At 64.1% G+C, this 19,874-nt stretch carries 17 protein-coding genes; 9 read left to right on the plus strand and 8 right to left on the minus strand.

Annotated elements, in window-relative coordinates:
* Positions 1–21: 21 nt before the first annotated feature.
* From B5F88_RS07105 to B5F88_RS07115, 3 genes are all read right to left on the minus strand, one after another.
* Positions 22–1,005, minus strand: a complete 984-nt coding sequence (locus tag B5F88_RS07105) for a hypothetical protein (RefSeq protein ID WP_087343535.1) — start codon at positions 1,003–1,005, stop codon at positions 22–24.
* Entirely contained in the window at positions 939–2,105 is a 1,167-nt protein-coding gene (locus B5F88_RS07110) for an alpha/beta fold hydrolase (RefSeq protein ID WP_162612135.1), read from the minus strand. The genes B5F88_RS07105 and B5F88_RS07110 overlap by 67 nt, the downstream gene beginning before the upstream one ends.
* Before the next feature lie 311 nt (positions 2,106–2,416).
* A complete protein-coding gene (locus B5F88_RS07115; protein ID WP_087343541.1) occupies positions 2,417–2,749 on the minus strand; it encodes a hypothetical protein in 333 nt (110 codons plus the stop codon).
* Between the two features lie 307 nt (positions 2,750–3,056).
* On the opposite strand from B5F88_RS07115, the gene B5F88_RS07120 reads away from it, so the two are divergent.
* The 5 genes from B5F88_RS07120 (at position 3,057) to B5F88_RS07140 (ending at position 7,284) form a co-directional block, all read left to right on the plus strand.
* Entirely contained in the window at positions 3,057–4,412 is a 1,356-nt protein-coding gene (locus B5F88_RS07120; protein ID WP_204246211.1) for an MATE family efflux transporter, read from the plus strand.
* A gap of 123 nt (positions 4,413–4,535) precedes the next feature.
* A complete protein-coding gene (ychF, locus tag B5F88_RS07125) occupies positions 4,536–5,645 on the plus strand; it encodes a redox-regulated ATPase YchF (protein WP_087343547.1) in 1,110 nt (369 codons plus the stop codon).
* Between the two features lies 1 nt (position 5,646).
* Positions 5,647–6,282 carry a hypothetical protein gene (locus B5F88_RS07130; protein WP_242959671.1) on the plus strand — a complete coding sequence of 212 codons (636 nt, stop codon included), beginning with the start codon at positions 5,647–5,649 and terminating at the stop codon, positions 6,280–6,282.
* A complete protein-coding gene (locus tag B5F88_RS07135) occupies positions 6,276–6,557 on the plus strand; it encodes a DUF1294 domain-containing protein (protein ID WP_204246212.1) in 282 nt (93 codons plus the stop codon). Before B5F88_RS07130 ends, B5F88_RS07135 begins: the two co-directional genes overlap by 7 nt.
* 157 nt (positions 6,558–6,714) lie before the next feature.
* Complete coding sequence (locus tag B5F88_RS07140) at positions 6,715–7,284, plus strand: polymer-forming cytoskeletal protein (RefSeq protein WP_087343550.1); 570 nt, start codon at positions 6,715–6,717, stop codon at positions 7,282–7,284.
* A gap of 50 nt (positions 7,285–7,334) precedes the next feature.
* Here the strand turns inward: B5F88_RS07140 and B5F88_RS07145 are convergent, their stop codons facing one another.
* The gene (locus B5F88_RS07145; RefSeq protein WP_087343553.1) at positions 7,335–8,681 is read right to left on the minus strand and encodes an MATE family efflux transporter; all 1,347 of its coding nucleotides are present in this window, start codon (positions 8,679–8,681) and stop codon (positions 7,335–7,337) included.
* 77 nt (positions 8,682–8,758) lie between these two features.
* Between B5F88_RS07145 and B5F88_RS07150 the strand changes: the two genes are divergently transcribed.
* Positions 8,759–9,586 (plus strand): MerR family transcriptional regulator, encoded by an 828-nt coding sequence (locus B5F88_RS07150; protein ID WP_162612137.1) that lies wholly within the window; start codon positions 8,759–8,761, stop codon positions 9,584–9,586.
* A 99-nt stretch (positions 9,587–9,685) separates the two neighbouring features.
* Positions 9,686–11,017, plus strand: a complete 1,332-nt coding sequence (locus tag B5F88_RS07155) for a trypsin-like peptidase domain-containing protein (protein WP_087343558.1) — start codon at positions 9,686–9,688, stop codon at positions 11,015–11,017.
* 54 nt (positions 11,018–11,071) lie between these two features.
* Here B5F88_RS07155 and B5F88_RS07160 read toward each other — a convergent pair whose 3' ends face one another.
* Positions 11,072–11,278 (minus strand): DUF896 domain-containing protein, encoded by a 207-nt coding sequence (locus B5F88_RS07160; RefSeq protein ID WP_087343562.1) that lies wholly within the window; start codon positions 11,276–11,278, stop codon positions 11,072–11,074.
* On the minus strand, positions 11,278–12,075 hold the full coding sequence (locus tag B5F88_RS07165; protein WP_087343565.1) for a YlmH/Sll1252 family protein: 798 nt from the start codon (positions 12,073–12,075) through the stop codon (positions 11,278–11,280). The genes B5F88_RS07160 and B5F88_RS07165 overlap by 1 nt, the downstream gene beginning before the upstream one ends.
* Before the next feature lie 92 nt (positions 12,076–12,167).
* Between B5F88_RS07165 and B5F88_RS07170 the strand changes: the two genes are divergently transcribed.
* Positions 12,168–13,151, plus strand: a complete 984-nt coding sequence (locus B5F88_RS07170) for an MBL fold metallo-hydrolase (RefSeq protein WP_087343568.1) — start codon at positions 12,168–12,170, stop codon at positions 13,149–13,151.
* A gap of 33 nt (positions 13,152–13,184) precedes the next feature.
* Here B5F88_RS07170 and B5F88_RS07175 read toward each other — a convergent pair whose 3' ends face one another.
* Positions 13,185–14,939 (minus strand): ABC transporter ATP-binding protein, encoded by a 1,755-nt coding sequence (locus tag B5F88_RS07175; RefSeq protein WP_087343571.1) that lies wholly within the window; start codon positions 14,937–14,939, stop codon positions 13,185–13,187.
* A 138-nt stretch (positions 14,940–15,077) separates the two neighbouring features.
* On the opposite strand from B5F88_RS07175, the gene B5F88_RS07180 reads away from it, so the two are divergent.
* On the plus strand, positions 15,078–16,007 hold the full coding sequence (locus tag B5F88_RS07180; protein ID WP_242959673.1) for an AEC family transporter: 930 nt from the start codon (positions 15,078–15,080) through the stop codon (positions 16,005–16,007).
* Between the two features lie 58 nt (positions 16,008–16,065).
* On the opposite strand, the gene nifJ is transcribed toward B5F88_RS07180, so the two are convergent.
* Positions 16,066–19,632, minus strand: coding sequence for a pyruvate:ferredoxin (flavodoxin) oxidoreductase (gene nifJ / locus B5F88_RS07185; RefSeq protein WP_087343574.1), 3,567 nt, complete (start codon positions 19,630–19,632; stop codon positions 16,066–16,068).
* Positions 19,633–19,874: the final 242 nt, after the last annotated feature.

Here is a 19,874-nt window from a genome sequence, read left to right on the forward strand (position 1 = left end):
CATTTGGGGGAACGGGGCGGATCACACGTTGATTACCATTTCGCTCATGGTGAAGGCCAGCACCACGAAGGAGAGGAGGAACCCGCCCAGCCAGGCCGAGCCGCTCTTTTTGAACAGCACCCGGCTGGCGATGGCCGCCAGGGGCAGGATGAACAGCAGGGAGAACAGCATGATGCCCGCCAGGGCGGTGGGGAAGGTCATGCCGATGGTGGCCAGCCACTCGGCGGAGGTGGTGCCGGGGATGTACTCGATGCCCCGCACGCCGGTGGCGAAGAGCTTGCCGTAGTCGTAGGCGAACATCACCGCCAGCCCGCCGCAGGAGGCCACGGCGATGAGCACATAGTTGAGCCAGGCGGGGGCGTTGTTGATGCGGGTGAAGCTGTTGAAGATCACGCTGACCAGCAGGAAGAAGAACAGCCACACCGGCAGGTACACGAAGAAGGAGCGCCAGTGGGCCCCGTCCATGGGCATCAGGTGGAACTTGAAGAAGGAGAACTCGGTGCCCGACAGGCCGGAGCAGGCGTACACCAGGGCGTACACCAGGCCGAAGGACACCACCGCCAGCAGCAGGGCCTTGCACACCTGGGCCACCGGCAGCTTCAGGCCGGTGTTGACCCAGCCGCAGCCCGCCTTCCGGGCGATGAGCAGGAACACCAGCACATAGACCGCCAGCAGGATCACGCCCACCACCACGTTGAACAGCAGCAGGGAGTTTACCGGGGTCATGTTGAAGATCTCATTGGGCCAGAACTTGGTCAAAAATTTGAACCACTGGGGCTGCATGTAGTAGGGGTAGCCCACCAGCCAGTAGTACAGCAGCGGGGCGGGCAGCAGGCAGACAAGATAGATGATGGCGTAGCGCAGGCCGTGGGCAGGGGTGTCGCAGGTGGTGATGGACTTGGGCTCCGGCCGCACCAGGGTGGCGAAGAAGGGGACCTTCAGCAGGGTGAGGGCCAGGGCCACGAAGGCCACCAGGGCGGAGAGCAGGCCGCCCGGCCGTGCCACACCTGCTGGGTGGGATCAATGGTGGCCTGGCCGCCCCGGAGGGTGATGTCGAAGAAGTCGATGCCGTAGGAGATGGCGGTCTGGTCGTAGTAGGTGTCCGAGTGGGTGCCATCAAAGGTGTAGGCCGCCCGGATCGGAGCCATGGTGACGGCGGCGGAGGCGGCGGCCTCCACGGCCTGCTCCCGGGTCAGGGGGGTGGCGGCGGCGTCGCCGTACATGAAGTAGGTGCCGGAGGGCACGTTGGTGGCCCCGCCGGTGCCGTAGGCGAACTTGAAGCTGGTGGTGTACTGGCTGGCGTCCTTCACCCCCCACAGCAGCTCGGAGAACTCGTCAAAGGTGCCCTCAATGGTGCAGATATTGACGGGGGCGGCGTACAGGGGGAACACACCGTTGTCGGCGGTGACCCCGTTGTAGGTCAGGTCGTTGACGTTGCGCACGTTGTAGTTGTAGCCGGTGAGCACCATGGAGGAGGGCAGCACAATGCCGGAGGACATGGCGGCGGCGTAGGCGGTGGCGGCCGCCGTGGCCTCGTCCTGTCCGGCGGCGGTGGCCTCGGCCAGCGCGGCGTTATAGGCGGCGGTCCACTTGGCATAGGCCAGGTAGGCCCCCTCCTGAATGGCGGCGGTGCCCATGGAGTGGCCCAGCATGCCGATCTTGGTCAGGTCCACAAAGTCGTACTGGGCGAACTGCTGCAGCGCGGAATAGGTGCCCAGGTCGGGGGCGTAGTCCTCCACCCCGCCCATTTCTGCCTGGCTGTAGCCGGAGGGGGGCAGGGTGCTCTCTCCGTGGCCGTACAGGTCCAGGCACATGACCACATAGCCCCGGCGGGAGAGCTCAATGGCGTTGGGCTCCATGGCGTCCATGGAGGCGGTGTAGCCGTGGCAGAGCAGAATGGCGGGGGCGGGGTTCTCCGCCGTGGCGGTCTGGGGAATATAGAGCTTGGCGTGGCTGGTGGCGCCCACGTCGGTGGTGAAGGTAAATTCCTCCGTCCGCACGGCGCCGCCGCTGGTTTGGATGTTGTGTCCCACCGCGGCGGTGACGATTATCAGCAGCACGGTGATTGCCAGCACCAGCGGGGCCCATTTGATTTTCTCTAACATCTTTGCACACTTCCTTTTTTGCCCCCCAGCCGGGGGGCGGCGTTGGGACCCCAGGGCTCCCATACCCTGGGGTCAAGGACCATCCCTGCAAAAAATGTAAAAACTTTGCAATTTTCGTGCCAACTTTACCAACCGACGGAAAAAACAGGAAAACCTACGGCCCCAGGGGTTTGCCAAAAAGCGGCAAAAAAAGGCCCGCCGCCGGTGTTTCATTTTTGAAACGCCGGCGGCGGAAGTCATTGGAATATCAGGGTTTTCGCTTGTTTCAAAAACGCAGCACGCTGCGTTTTTGAAACAAAATCCAGGCGGGCTCAGTGCAGCAGCACCCCCAGCGCGGTGAGCACGGTACACAGCACCACCGCCGCCGAGGCGCACACCTCCGCCACCAGCCAGGGGGACGGGCGGCCTTTGGGGACGGGCTCCTCCGTCTGCCGGGTCTGCCGGGGCAGCTCCTCCGCCGGCGGGGCGGACTCCGGCTCCAGCGCCTGGCGGTAAGCCGTAAAGTCCAACACCTTTCCCTCCGCCGGGGCGGGCCTGACCTTTTTGGGCAGCACCACGCAGCGGAGCTCCTCCCCGCCGGACACCTTCCGGTTCCCGCCCTGGGTGATCCGGGTGGCGTTCAGATGATAGTAAATGGTCTCCATGGCGCTCCCTCCTGTTCTGTGCCCATTGTCCCGCAAATGGGGTCCAATAGAACGGACCAAAGATCCTGTTATCCACATAGACGCTCTGGAACGTGGAAAAGTTCCATCCATTTGACAGAACTTATGTTCGAGTAGAGTATACAACATATGTTCGAGTTTTGCAAGGGGCAGTTTGTGGAGAAAAGACCCTTTTCCGGGGCCGAGCCCGTTTAAAGAGAACCCCCTTGCCTTTCCCGGGAAAACCGTGTAGAATCTTGGTGCGGCCCCTGCTGGGACCGCGCCATTTTTCTGTTCAGGAGGGATTTCCGTGCGGCTGGGACAGACCGGCGACATTACCCAGGGCGTGATCTGGAAACAACTGCTGGCCTTCTTTTTTCCCCTGTGGTTCGGCACCTTTTTTCAACAGCTTTACAACACGGTGGACACGGTGGTGGTGGGCCGGTTTGTGGGCAAGACCGCCCTGGCGGCGGTGGGGTCCACCGGCGTCATTGTCAACCTGACGGTGGGCATTTTTACCGGCCTTGCCAGCGGCGCGGTGGTGGCGATCGCCCAGCGCTACGGCGCCCGCATGGGAGAGGATGTCCACAAGAGCGTCCACACCGCCATGTTTCTCTCGGTTCTGGCCGGGGCCTTTTTCACGGTGACGGGCTTTCTGCTCACCCCCTGGAGCCTGCGGGCCATGAATACCACCCCCGACGCCCTGCCCGGCGCCATTCTCTATCTGCAGGTGTATTTCCTGGGGATGATCCCCAACCTGGTGTACAACATGGGCACCGCCGTGCTGCGGGCGGTGGGAGATTCCCGGCGGCCGCTGTACTTTCTGATTGCCGCCTCCCTGTGCAACATTGTGCTGGACCTGCTGCTGGTGGTGGGGTTCCAGCTGGGGGTGCTGGGGGTGGCCATTGCCACGGTGGCCTCCCAGCTGCTCTCCGCCGTGCTGGTGGTCCTCTCTCTGGTGCGGGCCCAGGGGATGCCCTTCCAGCTGTTTCCCAGATCCATGACCATCCATCCCCAGCCGCTGCGGGCCATTTTGCAGGTGGGCATCCCCACCGCACTGCAGTCGGTGATGTACAACATCTCCAATATCGTCATTCAGACCTCCATCAACTCCTTCGGCACCGACGCTGTGGCGGCCTGGACCGCCTACGGCAAAATGGACATCATCTTCTGGATGACCATTACCGCCATGGCCCAGTCCATCACCACCTTCGCCGGGCAGAACTACGGCGCGGGCAAATACGACCGGCTGAAAAAGGGCGTGCGGGTGTCGGTGGCCATGAGCGCGGTGATCACCCTGGGCATCAGCGCCATCATGGTGCTCTTCGCCCGGCCCATCCTCACCGTGTTTACCCCCGACCACGACGTGCTGGAGATCGGGGTGGGCATGGTCCGTTTCCTGGCCCCCAGCTACATCACCTATATCCTCATCGAGCTGCTCTCGGGAGCCATCCGGGGGGCGGGCAAGTCCCTGGTGCCCACCCTCATCACCGTGTTCGGGGTATGCGGGCTGCGGCTGGCGTGGATCTTCCTGGCCGTGCCCCTCAACCACAGTATTGTGATGGTGGAGGCCAGCTATCCCATCACCTGGGCCACCACCTCCCTGGCCATGCTGCTCTACTACTGTTTCGGCAGGTGGCTGGAGCCCCCCAAGCAAACCCTGTAATGGGGAAAACGTGGGGATTTTACTGCCGGAAGGCTATTGAGGAACACAAAATCCTATGTTATAATACAAAGTTATGTGAGCGACCGTTTTGCCGCATTGGAAATAAAGGAGCTGTGTGGATAGATGAAATTAGGTATCGTGGGTCTGCCCAACGTGGGCAAGAGCACCCTGTTCAACGCCATTACCAACGCCGGCGCCGAGAGCGCCAACTACCCCTTCTGCACCATCGACCCCAACGTGGGCGTGGTGGCCGTGCCCGACAGCCGGCTGGACGCGCTGAGCGAGATGTACCACCCCAAAAAGACCACCCCCGCCGTGGTGGAGTTCGTGGACATCGCCGGCCTGGTCAAGGGGGCCAGCCAGGGCCAGGGCCTGGGCAACAAGTTTTTGGCCAACATCCGGGAGTGCGACGCCATCGTCCACGTGGTCCGCTGCTTTGACGACGAGAACATCATGCACGTGGTGGCTGACACCAGCACCAACGTGCCGGTGGACCCCGCCGGGGATATCGGAGTCATCGACATCGAGCTGATCATGGCCGACGTGGAGATGGTGGAGCGGCGCATCGACAAGGCCCAGAAGGCCGCCAAGGGGGACAAGAAGTACCTGCGGGAGGTGGAGGTGTTCACCGCCCTGAAGGGGTGGCTCAACGACGGCAACTCCGCCCGGTCCTTTGACTGCGACGAGGACGACGCCGCCATCATCGCCACCGCCGAGCTGCTCTCCCTCAAGCCCATCATCTACGCCGCCAACCTGGACGAGGACGGCTTTGCCGACTGCCACAGCAATGCCTACTACAAGATTGTGGAGGAGCTGGCCGCCAGAGAGGGGGCCCAGGTGATCCCTGTGTGCGCCAAGCTGGAGGCCGAGATCGCCGAGCTGGACGGCGACGAGAAGAAAATGTTCCTGGACGATCTGGGCATCGCCCAGTCCGGCCTGGACCGGCTCATCCAGGCCAGCTATGCCCTGCTGGGCCTGATCTCCTTCCTCACCTCTGGCGAGGACGAGTGCCGGGCCTGGACCATCAAGAAGGGCACCAAGGCTCCCCAGGCCGCCGGCAAGATCCACACCGACTTCGAGCGGGGCTTCATCCGGGCCGAGGTGGTCAACTTCGACGACCTGATGGCCTGCGGCTCCATGAACGCCGCCAAGGAGAAGGGGCTGGTCCGCTCCGAGGGCAAGGAGTACGTGATGAAGGACGGGGACATCGTCCTGTTCCGGTTCAACGTATAAGATGGCGTACCGGGCGTCTCTCTCCCAGCCGGAGCGGCTGGATATCCTGGGCCCGGAGGGAGCTGTGACCCGCGGGGCGGATCAGGAGTGGTATCCCGACCGCTGGCAGCGGCTGGCGGGGTGCGGACCCACCGCCGCCTCGGTGATCTTCGCCTACGTCTCCCGGACCCACCCCGAACTGTCCCCCCTGTGCCGGGAGGATGTGACCGGCCGGGAGGCCTTCACCGCCCTGATGGGCCGGGTGTGGGAGTATGTCACCCCGGTGTTCCACGGCCTGAACAAGCCGGAGCTGATGGTGGAGGGCATGGCGGCCTACGCCAGGTCGGTGGGGCTGGAGCTCTCCCCCGCCCTGTTCCCCGTTCCCGCCGCCCGCACCAAGCGCCCGCCCTACGAGCAGGCCGCCGCCTTTGTGGCGGCCAGTCTGGAGCGGGACTGCCCGGTGGCCTTTCTCAACCTCCACAACGGCCTGGAAAAGCGGCTGGACTGGTGGCACTGGGTCACCATCGTGGCCCTGGACGGGGACAAGGTCTCCATTCTGGACAGCGGCGAGGAGCTGGAAATCAACCTGCGGCTGTGGTATGAGACCAGCAAAAAAAGGGGCGGCCTGGTGGCCGCCCTGGGGGTGGACGGATGCTGAAGTGGATCGGGCTGTGGGTGCTGGCCCTCAGTATTCTGGACTTTGCCCTCATGGGCGCGGACAAGGGTCGGGCCCGCCGGGGGGCCTGGCGGGTGCCGGAAAAGACCTTTTTCCTGGTGGCCGTTCTGGGGGGCTCCCCCGGCGCCATTCTGGGGATGCGGCTGTTTCACCACAAGACCCGCCACTGGTATTTCAAGTGGGGCCTGCCGGCGATCCTCATTGCCCAGCTGGTTTTGGCCACGTGGCTTTTTTGGATGTGCAACGGGCGGCCGTAAGGGCCGCCCGTTTCCATTTTTCGGGGAAAGTCTTGCTATTTTTCCGAGGATTCGCTATAATCTGACATATGTTTGGGCCGGTGTAATGGAGGTGGAATGATTGGGATTTTTTAAAACATTAAAGGGTGGACCAAACGAATTCGGAGAAGAGACAGAAATGGCTCCGGAGCTGGAATTGGAAGAGGAGGAAACTATGGAGGAACGGACACCGTCTTTTGCAAAGTCATCCAGTCAGACCTCGGCATATGCTCCGCAGGTGAAAGCGGATACGGTGATCAGCAAGGGGATGACCCTCACCGGTACGCTGAAGGGAAAAGGGACCGTGCGGGTGGAAGGCATAGTGGAGGGTGAAATTTCCCTGGATGGAGCCCTCACGGTGGCGGTTTCCGGTACGGTGAAAGGGCCTGTGGCGGTGAATGTGCTGCGGGTCGCGGGCAATATTGAGGGCAACGCAACGGTGAAAGACCATCTGTGCCTGGAGCGGACCGGTCATATCCAGGGCGACATTGAGACGGTGTCCCTGGTCATTGAGGACGGCGGCAGGCTCAACGGCCGCACCACCATGATGGAGAGACCCAAGGACCACCAGCCCCCTGCCGAGCCCAAGGCTCCCCCGGTGCCGGAATTGGAGTTTGGCCCCAATTATCCCGGCGGCTGGGACACGGACGACACGGTCGAGAGCGCGCAGCCGGAAAAGGCTGCCGCCAACGGCAAGAAAAACAAATAAAACAAACACCTTACCCGTTTGTAGCCGGCGCAAACGGGTAAGGTGTTTTTTTACGTGGAAGCGGGCGGGGCGCCCCAGCCGTACATCCGCCGGTTGCGCCACAGCAGGCCTGCCGAGAGCAGGCAGCTCAGGGCCTCCGCCGCCGGCACCGCCAACCACACCCCGGTCACCCCCAGCAGCCGGGGCAGCAGCAGCAGCCCCGTCATGATAAAGCCGAAGGTGCGGGCGAAGGAGATCAGCGCCGACCGCCGCCCGTCCCCCAGGGCGGTGAAGAGGGCGGAGGCAAAAATATTCACCCCGGCGAACAGAAAGGCGGGGGCGAACAGCCGGAAGCCCCCCAGGGCCAGGTCGAACACCTGGGACCCCGGCGGGGAGAAAACCCCCACGATGACGGGGGCCAGCAGCTGGGCCAGGGCAAAGATGGCCGCCGCCCCCAGCAGGATGAACCGGGCGCAGTGGGAAAAGACCGAGCGCAGCCGGTCATACCGCTCCGCTCCGTGGTTGAAGCTGAACACCGGCGCCACCCCCATGGAGAAGCCCAGAAACAGGGACACCAGCAAAAACTGGGCGTAGAGCAGGATGGTGATGGCGGCCACCCCCGTCTCCCCCAGCAGGGAGAGCATGATGGCGTTGAAGCAGAAGGTGGTGACGGCGGTGGACAGGTTGGTGACCATCTCCGACGAGCCGTTGAAGCAGGCCCGGCCCAGCAGCCGCCACCGGAGCTCCGGCTTGGCGAACCGCAGGCCCTGCCGCCGCAGCAGGAAAAAGAGAGCGCCGCACCCCGCCGGGATGCAGAAGCCGGTGACGGTGGCGATGGCCGCCCCGGCGATGCCCAGCCCCAGCGGGCCCATGTACACCCAGTCCAGCACCCCGTTGGTGATCCCCGCGGCAATGGTCAGCCCCAGCCCCAGGCCGGGCCGGCCGGCGGTGACGAAAAAGCTCTCAAACAGCAGCTGCAGCATGGCCATAGGGGCGAAGAGCAGCTGGATGCGCAGATAGATGGCGGCGTCCTTTTCCAGCAGGTCGCTGGCCCCCAGCAGCCGGGCCAGCTCCTCCGGCCACAGGCCCCCCACCAGGGCGAACAGCCCCCCGGCGCACACCGCCGCCAGGGCCAGAAAGCCGAAGGTGCGCCGGGCGCCCGTCATGTCCCCCGCCCCCATCCGGTGGCCTACCACGGCGCTGCCGCCGGTGCCCAGCATGATCCCCACCGCCAGCATGGCGCTGATGGCGGGATAGGCGATGTTGATGGCGGCCAGGGCGTTCTCCCCCACCAGACGGGAGGTGAGCACCCCGTCCACAATGGTATAGAAAGAGGTGACCAGCATCATAATGGTGGTGGGCAGCGCGAAGCGCAGCAGCCCGCCCAGGGTAAAGTCCTGGTCCAGCCGGTTTTTCATCCAAAATTCCCCCTTCCTCTTGTGCTCCGCCTATGATAAACTATCGGGTAACCCGAAAGTCAAGAGGAGGCGGCGAAATGTCCCAGAAAAAAATGGGCTTTACCACCGGGGAGTTTGCCCGGCTGTGCGGGGTCAAGCGGCACACCCTGTTTCACTATGACGAGATCGGCATTTTTTCCCCCGCCCTCCGGGGGGAAAACGGTTACCGCTATTATGCCCCGGCCCAGATCGAGGTATTTCATGTGATCGCCGCCCTGAAGGAGCTGGGGATGCCTCTGGCGGAGATCCGCTCCTACCTGGACCGGCGCAGCCCGGCGGCGCTGCTGGAGCTGCTGGACCGGGAGCAGGCCGCCCTGACCCGGAAACTGGCGGGGCTGGAGCGGATCCGGCGGCTGATGGGACGCAAGGCGGAGCTCACCCGCCGGGCCATGGCCCTCACTCCCGGCCGGGTGGAGCTGGAGGACCAGCCGGACCGGTGGTACGTGGTCACCCCCGCCGCCGGCATCACCGACCAGGAGAAGTTTGCCCACGTGATGGCCCGCCACCTGGAGTACTGCGACGCCCATGGGGTGGACAGCCCCTATGCCCTGGGGGCCCTCATGCCCACCGCCGCCGCCCGGCGGGGGGACTGGGACGGGTACACCAGCTGCTACACCCAGGTGGATCAGCCTCCGGCGGGGGTGGAGCTGTTCACCGCCCCGGCGGGGCGGTACCTGGTCTACTGCCACGCCGGCAGCTTTGACACCGTGCGGGAGGGGTACGCCCGCCTGTTCGCCCACGCCGGGGAACGGGGGCTCCAGCTGGGCCCCTGGGTGCTGGAGGACGTGCTGCTGGACGAGCTGTGCTGCAAGGGGTACGACCAGTATCTGCTGAAACTGTCCGTGGCAGTTTTGGGGGAAATTTAAAAAACATGCAAATTTTCTTCATGTTTTATACACAATTTGCGGTTATCCTAAACTCGTTCCAAAAAGGAATTGAAACCCGTTAAAGAGGAGCGAAGCGTCATGTATTACAGCGATTATAACAGACCCCCTGAGGAGCGGGAGCCCATCATAGAGACCGATCAGTTCCACGTCCATGGAAGTGAGCCCCCCAAGAAAAAGAACCGCGCCGCGACCAAGTTTGTGGCCCTGGGCCTGTGCTGCGCCCTGGTGGGCGGCCTGGTGGGCGGCGGCAGCATGTGGGCGGCCAGCCGGCTGGCCGGCGGCTCCAGCGTCATCTACCAGGGCACCGGCAACACCACCGCCGTCTCCCTGGCCAATGTGGACGGCCAGACCGTCCTCACCCCCGAGGAGATTTACGCCGCCAACCTGGGCGCCGTGGTGGGCGTCAACGGCAATGTGGACACCAACGTGTGGGGCTATACCGTGAAGAACGCCGTGTCCGGTTCCGGCTTCGTGATCAGCTCCAACTCCACCACCAGCTACATTCTGACCAACTACCACGTCATCGACGGCGTCAGCGATATCACCGTGTTCTTTGCCGACGGCAAGAGCTATGACGCCACCCTGGTGGGCGGCGAGGAGGACAACGACATCGCCGTGCTGAAGGTGGACGTGGGCAACCTGCAGACCGTGGTGCTGGGCGACTCCGACTCCCTCAACGTGGGCGAGAGCGTGTACGCCATCGGCAACCCCCTGGGCGAGCTGACCTTCACCTTTACCGGCGGCTACGTCTCCGCCAAGGACCGCTCCGTCACCATGAGCGACGGCACCGTGATGAACATGCTCCAGACCGATACCGCCATCAACTCCGGCAACTCCGGCGGCCCCCTGTTCAATGAGTACGGCCAGGTCATCGGCATTGTCTCCGCCAAGCTGTCCTCCAGCTCCAGCTCGGAGGCCTCGGTGGAGGGCCTGGGCTTCGCCATCCCCATCAACGACGTGAAGGACATGGTGACCTCCATCATGGAGAACGGCTATGTCACCGGCAAGCCCAACGTGGGCATCCTGATGAGCGACGTCAATGAGGCCGCCCAGCGCTACGGCGTGCCCGCCGGCGCCGAGGTGCTGGCCGTTCTGGAGGACTCCGGCGCCGACAAGGGCGGCCTGCAGGTGGGAGACATCATCACCGCCGTGGACGGCCAGACCGTGGAGGGCAGCGACTCCCTCAAGTCCGCCGTCCAGGACCGCAAGGCCGGCGACAAGGTCACCTTCACCGTTTACCGGGACGGGGAGAGCGTGGATGTGACCGTCACCCTGGACGAGGATAACCAGACCACCCAGGCGGCCATGGAGCAGCTCCAGGAGGAGTACAACTCCCAGCAGCAGAGCCAGCAGCAGCAACAGCCCCAGCAGGGCGGGAACTACTACTACAACTTCCCCTTCGGCTGGTAAATGAGATAAAAACTCCGCCCTCCGGCGAAGCCGGAGGGCGGATATTTTTTGTTGTTACGGCTTTTTGCCCAGCTTGTGCCGGGTGCCGTCGGGCTCCACAATGACGGTGCTTTCCAGCTGGGCCACCAGGTTGTCCCGGTAGGCGGCGATATACTCCTGCCGCAGCAGGTCCCGCTCCACCATCTCCTCCGGGGTGAGGCCCTCCTCGCTCTTGGCCTTTTTGGCCAGCTCGTTGATGCGCGCGATCTTTTTCTCGTCCATTAGATATACCGCTCCAATCCAATCATGATACGCCCTTTTTTGGACGGGCCGCCCACCTCTTTTACCACGCACTTGCCCAGCCCCCGGCAGCTGATCACGTCCCCCTCGGCCACCGGCCGGTCGGGCTTGAGGCACTCCTGATGGTTGAGCTGCACCTTGCCGGAGGAGATCAGGTCGGCGGCCTTCCCTCTGGACAGGGAGAAGCCGGAGGCGGCCACCGCGTCCAGCCGCAGGGAGCTCACCGTGTCCCGGACGGCCTTCACCTGCACCGGCGGCGGGCTCAGCTCCTCCAGGGGGATGGCGCGCACCTTCAGCTTCACCCGGCCCGCCTGATCCAGGTGGAGCAGCAGAAAGTCGGCCACGTCCTCCAGGGTCAGCACGTCGCAGCTGCCCTCCCCCACCAGCAGGTCCCCCACCTTCTCCCGGTCCAGTCCCAGGCCCAGGATGGACCCCAGAAAGTCCCGGTGGGTCAGCTTGCCGCCGGTCCAGCTGCACCGGACCGCCCGGATGGGGTTATACCCGGCTCCGGCCAGCCAGTCCGCCCCCTCCAGCCAGTCGGGGAGAAAGGCGCACACCGTCCGCTCGGCGTCAGTAAAGCCGCCGGAAAACAGGTGGCGGGGGTAGCCGCAGGCCCGGAGCAGACCCTCCACCGCGGCCCGCTCATGGGGGGAGAGAAAGCCGGTGTGGCTGGGCACGCCCCGGTTCTGGGCCAGCTCCAGCTTGTCCAGGGTGCGGGCCAGCAGCAGCCGCTCCTCCCCGTCCCGGGCCAGCTTGTTCAGCAGTTCGGTTTTGGTCATGGACTCCCTCCTTATCGAAGAACAGTATAGCATATCCCGGCGAAATAGGATATAATCGTTTCAAAAAAAAGAAAAAAGGAGAAGATTGACCCATGCCAGAACAGATTATACCCAATTTGTACCGCATCCCTGTGCCCCTGCCGGGCAACCCCCTGAAGGAGCTCAACGCCTACCTCATCCGGGGAACAGACCGCCCCCTGCTGGTGGACACCGGCTTCCGGCAGGAGCCCTGCCGCCAGGCCCTTTTCGCCCAGCTGGCCGAGCTGGGCCTGGGACCCGGCGACGTGGACGTGCTGCTCACCCACCTCCACTCCGATCACGCCGGCCTGGCCCCCGAGGCCGCCGGGGAGCGGGGGGTCATCTACGTCAGCAGTCTGGACCGGCCCATGCTGGACTGCACCAAGCAGCAGCGGGCCCAGCGGTGGGAGAATACCACCCGCAGATTTGCCGCCGAGGGCTTTCCGGCCGAGCTGCTGGCGGATATGGAGCACACCAATCCCGCCCGCTCCATGGCTCCGCCGGAGGGAGGCCGCTATGAGAGCCTGTCCGACGGCCAGGTGCTGGAGGCGGGGGGCTTTCAGCTCAAAGCCCTGCTGATGCCCGGCCATACCCCCGGCCAGATGTGCTTCTGGCTGGAGAAGGAGGGGCTGATGCTCACCGGAGACCACGTGCTCTTTGACATCACCCCCAACATCACCTCCTGGCCCGAGATGCCCGACGCCCTGGGGTCCTATCTGGACAGCCTGGACGCCATCCGCGCCTATGCCCCCGTCCGCTGCCTCCCCGGCCACCGGGCCGCCGGGGATCTGGCAGCCCGGGTGGACCAGCTGAAGGAGCACCACTGCCAGCGGCTGGAGGAGGCCTTCCAGGCGGTGAAAAATCACCCCGGCGCCGGGGCCTATGAGCTGGCGGGGTACATGACCTGGAAGATCCGGGCCAGGAACTGGGCGGAGTTCCCGGTGGCCCAGAAGTGGTTTGCCGTGGGAGAGTGCATGTCCCACCTGGACCGGCTGATGGTCCAGGGCCGGGTCACCTGCCGGGTGGAGGACGGACAGAACCGCTATCAGGCGGTATAAGAAACGGGGAGCGGACCGCCGCTCCCCGTTTTTTTATACGGAAACCGATTTTTGGAGGCTGTATAACCGGGCGTATTCGCCCCCCTTGGCCATCAGCTCCTCATGGGTGCCCTCCTCGGCGATGCCGCAGCCGTCGATGACGATGATGTGTCCGGCGGAGCGGATGGTGGAGAGGCGGTGGGCGATGATGAGGGTGGTGCGGCCCCGGGCCAGCTCCTCAAAGGCGGACTGGATGCGGGCCTCGGTGACGCTGTCCAAGGCGGAGGTGGCCTCGTCCAGGATGAGGATGGGCGGGTCCTTGAGGAAGATCCGGGCGATGGACACCCGCTGCTTCTGCCCGCCGGAGAGCATCACCCCCCGCTCCCCCACCTGGGTCTGGAAGCCGTCGGGCATCTGCATGATGTCGTCATAGATCTCCGCCCGGCGGGCGGCCTCCACCACCTCCGCCTCGGTGGCGTCGGGGCGGCCGTAGCGGATGTTGTCGTAGATGGTGCCGGCGAAGAGGAACACGTCCTGCTGCACGATGCCGATGTGCTCCCGCAGGGAGCGCTGCTGGAGGGCGCGCACGTCCTGGCCGTCCACCAGCACCCGGCCGCCGGTGACGTCGTAGAACCGGGGGATCAGCTGGCACAGGGTGGACTTGCCCCCGCCGGAGGGACCCACCACCGCCACCGTCTCGCCGGGGCGGACGTGGAGGGTGACGTGGTCCAGCACCGGCTCCGGGGAAGAGTCGTACCGGAAGGTCACGTCGTCCACCAGAATGTCCCCCTTCACATGCTCCAGAGGCTTGGCGTCGGGGGCGTCCTGGATGTCGGGCTCCACCCCCATCAGCTCCACAAACCGCTTGAAGCCCGCCATGCCCTGCATGAACTGCTCCACAAAGGCGGACAGCTTGCGGATGGGGGTAATGAAGGTGGTGACGTACAGGGCGAAGGTGGTCAGGTCGATGAAGTCCATCTGCCCCATCATGATGAGGTAGCCGCCGTAGGCGATGACCAGGGCAGACAGGATACCCATAAAGAACTCCATCCCCGACTGGTAGAAGGCCATGGTCCGGTAGTAGCCCCGCTTGGCCCCCCGGAACTGGTCGTTGGCGGCGTTGAATTTGGCGCTCTCGGCCTGCTCGTTGGCGAAGGCCTTGGCGGTGCGCATACCGGAGATGGAGGACTCCACCTCCCCGTTGATCCCCGCCAGCTTGGCCTTTACCTCAATGGAGGCCCGCATCATCTTTTTCCGGGTAAGGGCGGTAAAGAGGATGAAAATGGGGATAACGGCGAACACCACCAGGGCCAGCCGCCACTGGACGGTGAGCATGATGCAGAAGGCCCCCAGGATGGTCACCGACGAGATGAACAAATCCTCCGGGCCGTGGTGGGCCAGCTCGGTGATCTCAAACAGGTCCCCGGTGACCCGGCTCATCAACTGGCCGGTGCGGTTCTTGTCATAGAAGGAGAAGGACAGGTCCTGCATGTGGGCAAACAGGTCCCTCCGGATGTCCGCCTCCATCCGTACACCCAGCAGGTGGCCCCAGTAGGTGACGATGTAGTACAGCCCGCCTTTGAGCACGTAGGCCCCGATCAGGGCGGCCATCACCCCGAAAAAGGCGGCGAACAGCTTCTGGGGCAGCAGGGTCTGCATGGACCAGCGGGACACCATGGGGAAGAGCAGGTCCACAATGCAGATGCACAGCGCGCACACCATATCCAATAAAAACAGCTTCCAATGGGGCTTGTAATAGGAGGCAAACAGCTTCAGGTATCCCTTTTGCCGTCCGGCATGACCGGCCATGACGCCCCCTCCTTCCATGTAAGACCAGCAATTCAGTATAGCCGCAGGGGGGCGGCTTTGTCAACCGGTTTGCAATTTCCCGGGGAACAGGTATAATGGAACTACGTTTGTCTAGGAGAAGCGGAGGAGGAATGCGGCGTGGCGGACAATTTTCTGCTGGTGGCCTCTCAGGTGGGGACCCTGTTTTTAATGATGGCCGTGGGCTATACCCTGACCAAGGCGGGCAAATTCAGCCGGGAGACCCTGTCCCAGGTCACCTTTCTGCTGCTGTACGTGGTGGTGCCCTGCCTGATGATAGACACCCTGCAGATGCCCCGCAGCCCCCGGCTGATGAAGGTCATGGGGCTGTGCATGGCGCTGTCCCTGGGGCTGTACCTGCTCTCCGCCCTGCTGGCCTGTTTGTTTTTCCACCGGCAGGGGCCGGACACCCGGACGGTGCTGCGCTACGGCGCCATGTACGGCAACATCGGCTTCATGGGCCTGCCCCTGATCCAGGCGGTGCTGGGCGAGGAGGGCATGGTGTTCGCCATTGTGGGCCAGGTGGCCTTCACCCTCTTTGCCTGGAGCCACGGCGTGCTGCTTATGGGCGGCAAGGAGGGCTTTTCCGTCAAAAAGATGTTCCTCAACCCGGGGATCATCGGCTCGGCGGCGGGGGTAGGGCTGTTTTTGCTGGACCTCCGCCTGCCCTCCGTGCTGGCCGACGGCGCCTCCTTCCTGGGCAGCATGAACACCCCCCTGGCCATGGTGGTCATCGGCGCCCAGATGGCGGGGGCCGACCTGGGGGCCACCTTCCGCAACCCCCGGCTCTACCTGGCCGCCCTGCTCAAGCTCATCGGCCTGCCCCTGGTGACGGCCCTGGTGCTCCTGCCGCTGGGGCTGGAGCCGGTGATGTACACCACCCTGGTGATCCTGGCCGCCACCCCCACCGCGGGCTATACCTCCATCTTCGCCCAGCAGTACCGCCGGGACGCCGGCACCGCCGCCCAGCTGGTTACCCTCACCACCCTGTGCTGCATCCTCACCCTGCCCTGCTTTGCCGTGCTGGCCGGTATGTGGAGCGGGGCGTAACCCAATAGCAAAAACGGAAAGACCCCCGGGCAATGCCCGGGGGTCTTGGTGTTTGCACTTACTTGTACAGCTCCACCAGACGGGTGAGGTGCTCGTACCGCTCCTTGGCGGCCTCTTCGTTGCGGGCGAAGAGCTCCTTGGCGCGCTCGGGGAAGGCGCGGGTCAGGGAGGCGTAGCGGGCCTCGTTCATCAGGAACTCCTGATAGCCGCCGGCGGGGGCCTTGGAGTCCAGGGTGAAGGGGTTCTTGCCCTCGGCCTTCAGAGCGGGGTTGTACCGGAACAGGTTCCAGTAGCCGCAGTCCACAGCCTTCTTCATCTCCACCTGGCAGTTGGCCATGCCGCCCTTGATGGAGTGCATCTCGCAGGGGGCGTAGCCGATGACCAGGGAGGGGCCGTGATAGCTCTCAGCCTCGGTGATGGCCTTCAGGGTCTGGTTGGGGTTGGCGCCCATGGCGATCTGAGCCACGTAGACGTAGCCGTACTGCATGGCGATCTCAGCCAGGCTCTTCTTGGGCTGGGTCTTACCGGCGGCGGCGAACTGAGCCACCTGGCCGATGTTGGAGGACTTGGAGGCCTGTCCGCCGGTGTTGGAGTACACCTCGGTGTCGAACACGAAGATGTTGACGTCCTCACCGGAGGCGATGACGTGGTCCAGGCCGCCGTAACCGATGTCGTAGGCCCAGCCGTCGCCGCCGAAGATCCACACGGACTTCTTGTTCAGGTACTCCTTCTCCTTCAGGATCTCGCGCACCAGGGTGCAGGCCTCGCAGGTGCAGCCGTCGCCCTGAGCCTTGTGGCCCTCCATGGCGGCGATGTAGGCCTTGGCAGCCTCACCGTTGGCCACGCCGTCGTCCATGGTGTCCAGCCACTTCTGAGCGGCGGCGGCGATGCCCTCGTCCACATAGTCGATGGCGATGAGCTTGCGGGTCTGGTCGGCCAGGCGCTCGCGGATGGCCTTCTGGCCCAGGTACAGGCCCAGACCGTGCTCGGCGTTATCCTCAAACAGGGAGTTGGCCCAGGCGGGACCCTTGCCCTCCTTGTTGACGGTGTAGGGAGAGGTAGCGGCGGGACCGCCCCAGATGGAGGAGCAGCCGGTGGCGTTGGAGACGAACATCCGCTCGCCGCACACCTGGGTGATCAGGCGGGCATAGGCGGTCTCGGCGCAGCCGGCGCAGGAGCCGGAGAACTCCAGCAGGGGCTGCTTGAACTGGCTGCCCTTGACGGTGGTGGTGTCCTCCACGTCGGCCTTGGGGGCCACCTTGGCCACCATGTAGTTGAAGACCTCCTGCTGGGCGGCCTGGGACTCCTGAGGCACCATGGTCAGAGCCTTCACCGGGCAGGTGCTCACGCACACGGAGCAGCCCATGCAGTCCAGGGGGCTGACGGCCAGAGCGAACTTGTACACGCCCTTGCCCTTGCCGGCCTTGATGTCCACGATCTTGGACTGAGCGGGGGCGTTCTTGGCCTCCTCCTCGGTGAGAGCGAAGGGACGGATGGTGGCGTGGGGGCAGACGTAGGAGCACTGGTTACACTGGATGCACTTGGTGGAATCCCACTTGGGCACGTTGACGGCCACGCCACGCTTCTCGTAGGCGGCGGCGCCCTGGCAGAAGGTGCCGTCCTCGTGGCCGTTGGCGAAGGCGGAAACAGGCAGGCTGTCGCCGTCCATGCGGCCCACGGGCTCCATGATCTCCTTCACCATCTTCACGGTAGCGGCGTTGCCCTCCAGGTGCTCGGTCTGAGCCTTGTCCTCGGCGGTGGCCCAGGAGGCGGGGACCTCGAACTTGTGGAAGGCGGTGGCGCCCATGTCGATGGCCTTGTGGTTCATATCCACCACGTCCTGGCCCTTCTTCAGGTAGGAGTGGGTGGCGGCGTCCTTCATGTAGCCGATGGCCTCGGCCTCAGGCATGACCTTGGCCAGCTTGAAGAAGGCGGACTGCAGGATGGTGTTGGTGCGCTTGCCCATGCCGATCTCGATGGCCAGGTCGATGGCGTTGATGGTGTAGACCTGGATGTTGTGCTCGGCGATGTAGCGCTTGGCCACGGCGGGCATGTGGTGATCCAGCTCCTCGTCGCTCCACTGGCAGTTGATGAGGAACACGCCGCCGTCCTTCACGTCCCGGACCATGGGGAAGCCCTTGACGATGTAAGCGGGCACGTGGCAGGCCACGAAGTCGGCCTTGTTGATGTAGTAGGGGGCGCGGATGGGCTCGTCGCCGAAGCGCAGGTGGCTGATGGTCACGCCGCCGGTCTTCTTGGAGTCATACTGGAAGTAGGCCTGCACGTACTTGTCGGTGTGGTCGCCGATGATCTTGATGGAGTTCTTGTTGGCGCCCACGGTGCCGTCGCCGCCCAGACCCCAGAACTTGCACTCGATGGTGCCGGGGGCGGCGGTGTTGGGGGCGGGCTTCTCCTCCAGGGAGGTGAAGGTCACGTCGTCCACGATGCCCACGGTGAACTGCCGCTTGGGCTGGGGCTTGGTCAGCTCCTCATACACGGCGAACACGTTGCTGGGCGGGGTGTCCTTGGAGCCCAGGCCGTAGCGGCCGCCGATGATGGTGGCCTGACGGCCGGCGTTGGCAAAGGCGGTGACCACGTCCAGGTACAGGGGGTCGCCCTGGGCGCCGGGCTCCTTGGTGCGGTCCAGCACGGCGATCTTGGTGGCGGTGGCGGGAATGGCCTCCAGCAGCTTGTCGGCGCGGAAGGGTCGGTACAGGCGGACCTTCACCAGGCCCACCTTCTCGCCGTGGGCGTTGAGGTAGTCGATGACCTCTTCGGCCACGTCGCAGATGGAGCCCATGGCCACGATGACCCGGTCGGCGTCGGGAGCGCCGTAGTAGTTGAACAGCTGGTAGTTGGTGCCCAGCTTGGCGTTGACCTTGCCCATGTACTCTTCCACGATGCCGGGGATGGCGTCGTAGTACTTGTTGGCGGCCTCACGGTGCTGGAAGAAGATGTCGCCGTTCTCGTGGGAGCCGCGCATGACGGGCCGCTCGGGGTTGAGGGAGCGCTTGCGGAAGGCCTCCACAGCGTCCATGTCCACCATATCGGCCAGGTCGTCGTTGTCCCAGATGGCGATCTTCTGGATCTCGTGGGAGGTACGGAAGCCGTCGAAGAAGTTCAGGAAGGGGACGCGGCCCTTGATGGCGGCCAGGTGGGCCACGGCGCCCAGGTCCATGACCTCCTGGGGGTTGGACTCGCACAGCATGGCAAAGCCGGTCTGGCGGCAGGCCATGACGTCGGAGTGGTCGCCGAAGATGTTCAGGGCGTGGGTGGCCACGGTACGGGCGGACACGTGGAACACGCAGGGCATCAGCTCGCCGGCCAGCTTGTACATGTTGGGGATCATGAGCAGCAGGCCCTGAGAGGCGGTGTAGGTGGTGGTCAGAGCGCCAGCGGCCAGGGAGCCGTGGACGGTACCGGCGGCGCCGGCCTCAGACTGCATCTCCACCACGTTGACGGTGGTGCCGAAGATGTTCTTGCGGCCCTGAGCGGCCCACTGGTCCACATTGTCGGCCATGGGGCTGGACGGGGTGATGGGGTAGATGCCCGCGACCTCGGTGAAGGCGTAGGACACATGAGCGGCAGCGGTGTTGCCGTCCATGGTTTTCAGCTTTCTCGCCATAGAAACGATTCCTCCTTGTTCGTTATTCCAGGGCAATGGGAATCTGTCCCCGTCCCCACAACAGACCGGGCCTGATTCCCATTACCCTGGCAGTTCCCATTTGTTTACAGGAATATACTCCTAAAACGCCTTCATTTTATCACCATCCCTCCCGTTTGTAAATCCATTCTTACTTTAAAACAAAAATTTTCTGTTCTGTTCCAAAAGCCAGGTGGAATTTGTGCCTTTTGCCACAAAAATGG

The organism is Flavonifractor sp. An306 (genome assembly GCF_002159455.1).
In the GTDB taxonomy this organism is placed as follows: Bacteria; Bacillota; Clostridia; order Oscillospirales; family Oscillospiraceae; genus Flavonifractor.

Bases quoted from the DNA above. Each gene is read 5' to 3' on its own strand.
- B5F88_RS07110 (WP_162612135.1), bottom strand. From the start codon at position 2,105: ATGTTAGAGAAAATCAAATGGGCCCCGCTGGTGCTGGCAATCACCGTG.
- B5F88_RS07115 (WP_087343541.1), bottom strand. From the start codon at position 2,749: ATGGAGACCATTTACTATCATCTGAACGCCACCCGGATCACCCAGGGC.
- ychF (WP_087343547.1), top strand. From the start codon at position 4,536: ATGAAATTAGGTATCGTGGGTCTGCCCAACGTGGGCAAGAGCACCCTG.
- B5F88_RS07130 (WP_242959671.1), top strand. From the start codon at position 5,647: ATGGCGTACCGGGCGTCTCTCTCCCAGCCGGAGCGGCTGGATATCCTG.
- B5F88_RS07135 (WP_204246212.1), top strand. From the start codon at position 6,276: ATGCTGAAGTGGATCGGGCTGTGGGTGCTGGCCCTCAGTATTCTGGAC.
- B5F88_RS07140 (WP_087343550.1), top strand. From the start codon at position 6,715: ATGGCTCCGGAGCTGGAATTGGAAGAGGAGGAAACTATGGAGGAACGG.
- B5F88_RS07145 (WP_087343553.1), bottom strand. From the start codon at position 8,681: ATGAAAAACCGGCTGGACCAGGACTTTACCCTGGGCGGGCTGCTGCGC.
- B5F88_RS07150 (WP_162612137.1), top strand. From the start codon at position 8,759: ATGTCCCAGAAAAAAATGGGCTTTACCACCGGGGAGTTTGCCCGGCTG.
- B5F88_RS07155 (WP_087343558.1), top strand. From the start codon at position 9,686: ATGTATTACAGCGATTATAACAGACCCCCTGAGGAGCGGGAGCCCATC.
- B5F88_RS07160 (WP_087343562.1), bottom strand. From the start codon at position 11,278: ATGGACGAGAAAAAGATCGCGCGCATCAACGAGCTGGCCAAAAAGGCC.
- B5F88_RS07165 (WP_087343565.1), bottom strand. From the start codon at position 12,075: ATGACCAAAACCGAACTGCTGAACAAGCTGGCCCGGGACGGGGAGGAG.
- B5F88_RS07170 (WP_087343568.1), top strand. From the start codon at position 12,168: ATGCCAGAACAGATTATACCCAATTTGTACCGCATCCCTGTGCCCCTG.
- B5F88_RS07175 (WP_087343571.1), bottom strand. From the start codon at position 14,939: ATGGCCGGTCATGCCGGACGGCAAAAGGGATACCTGAAGCTGTTTGCC.
- nifJ (WP_087343574.1), bottom strand. From the start codon at position 19,632: ATGGCGAGAAAGCTGAAAACCATGGACGGCAACACCGCTGCCGCTCAT.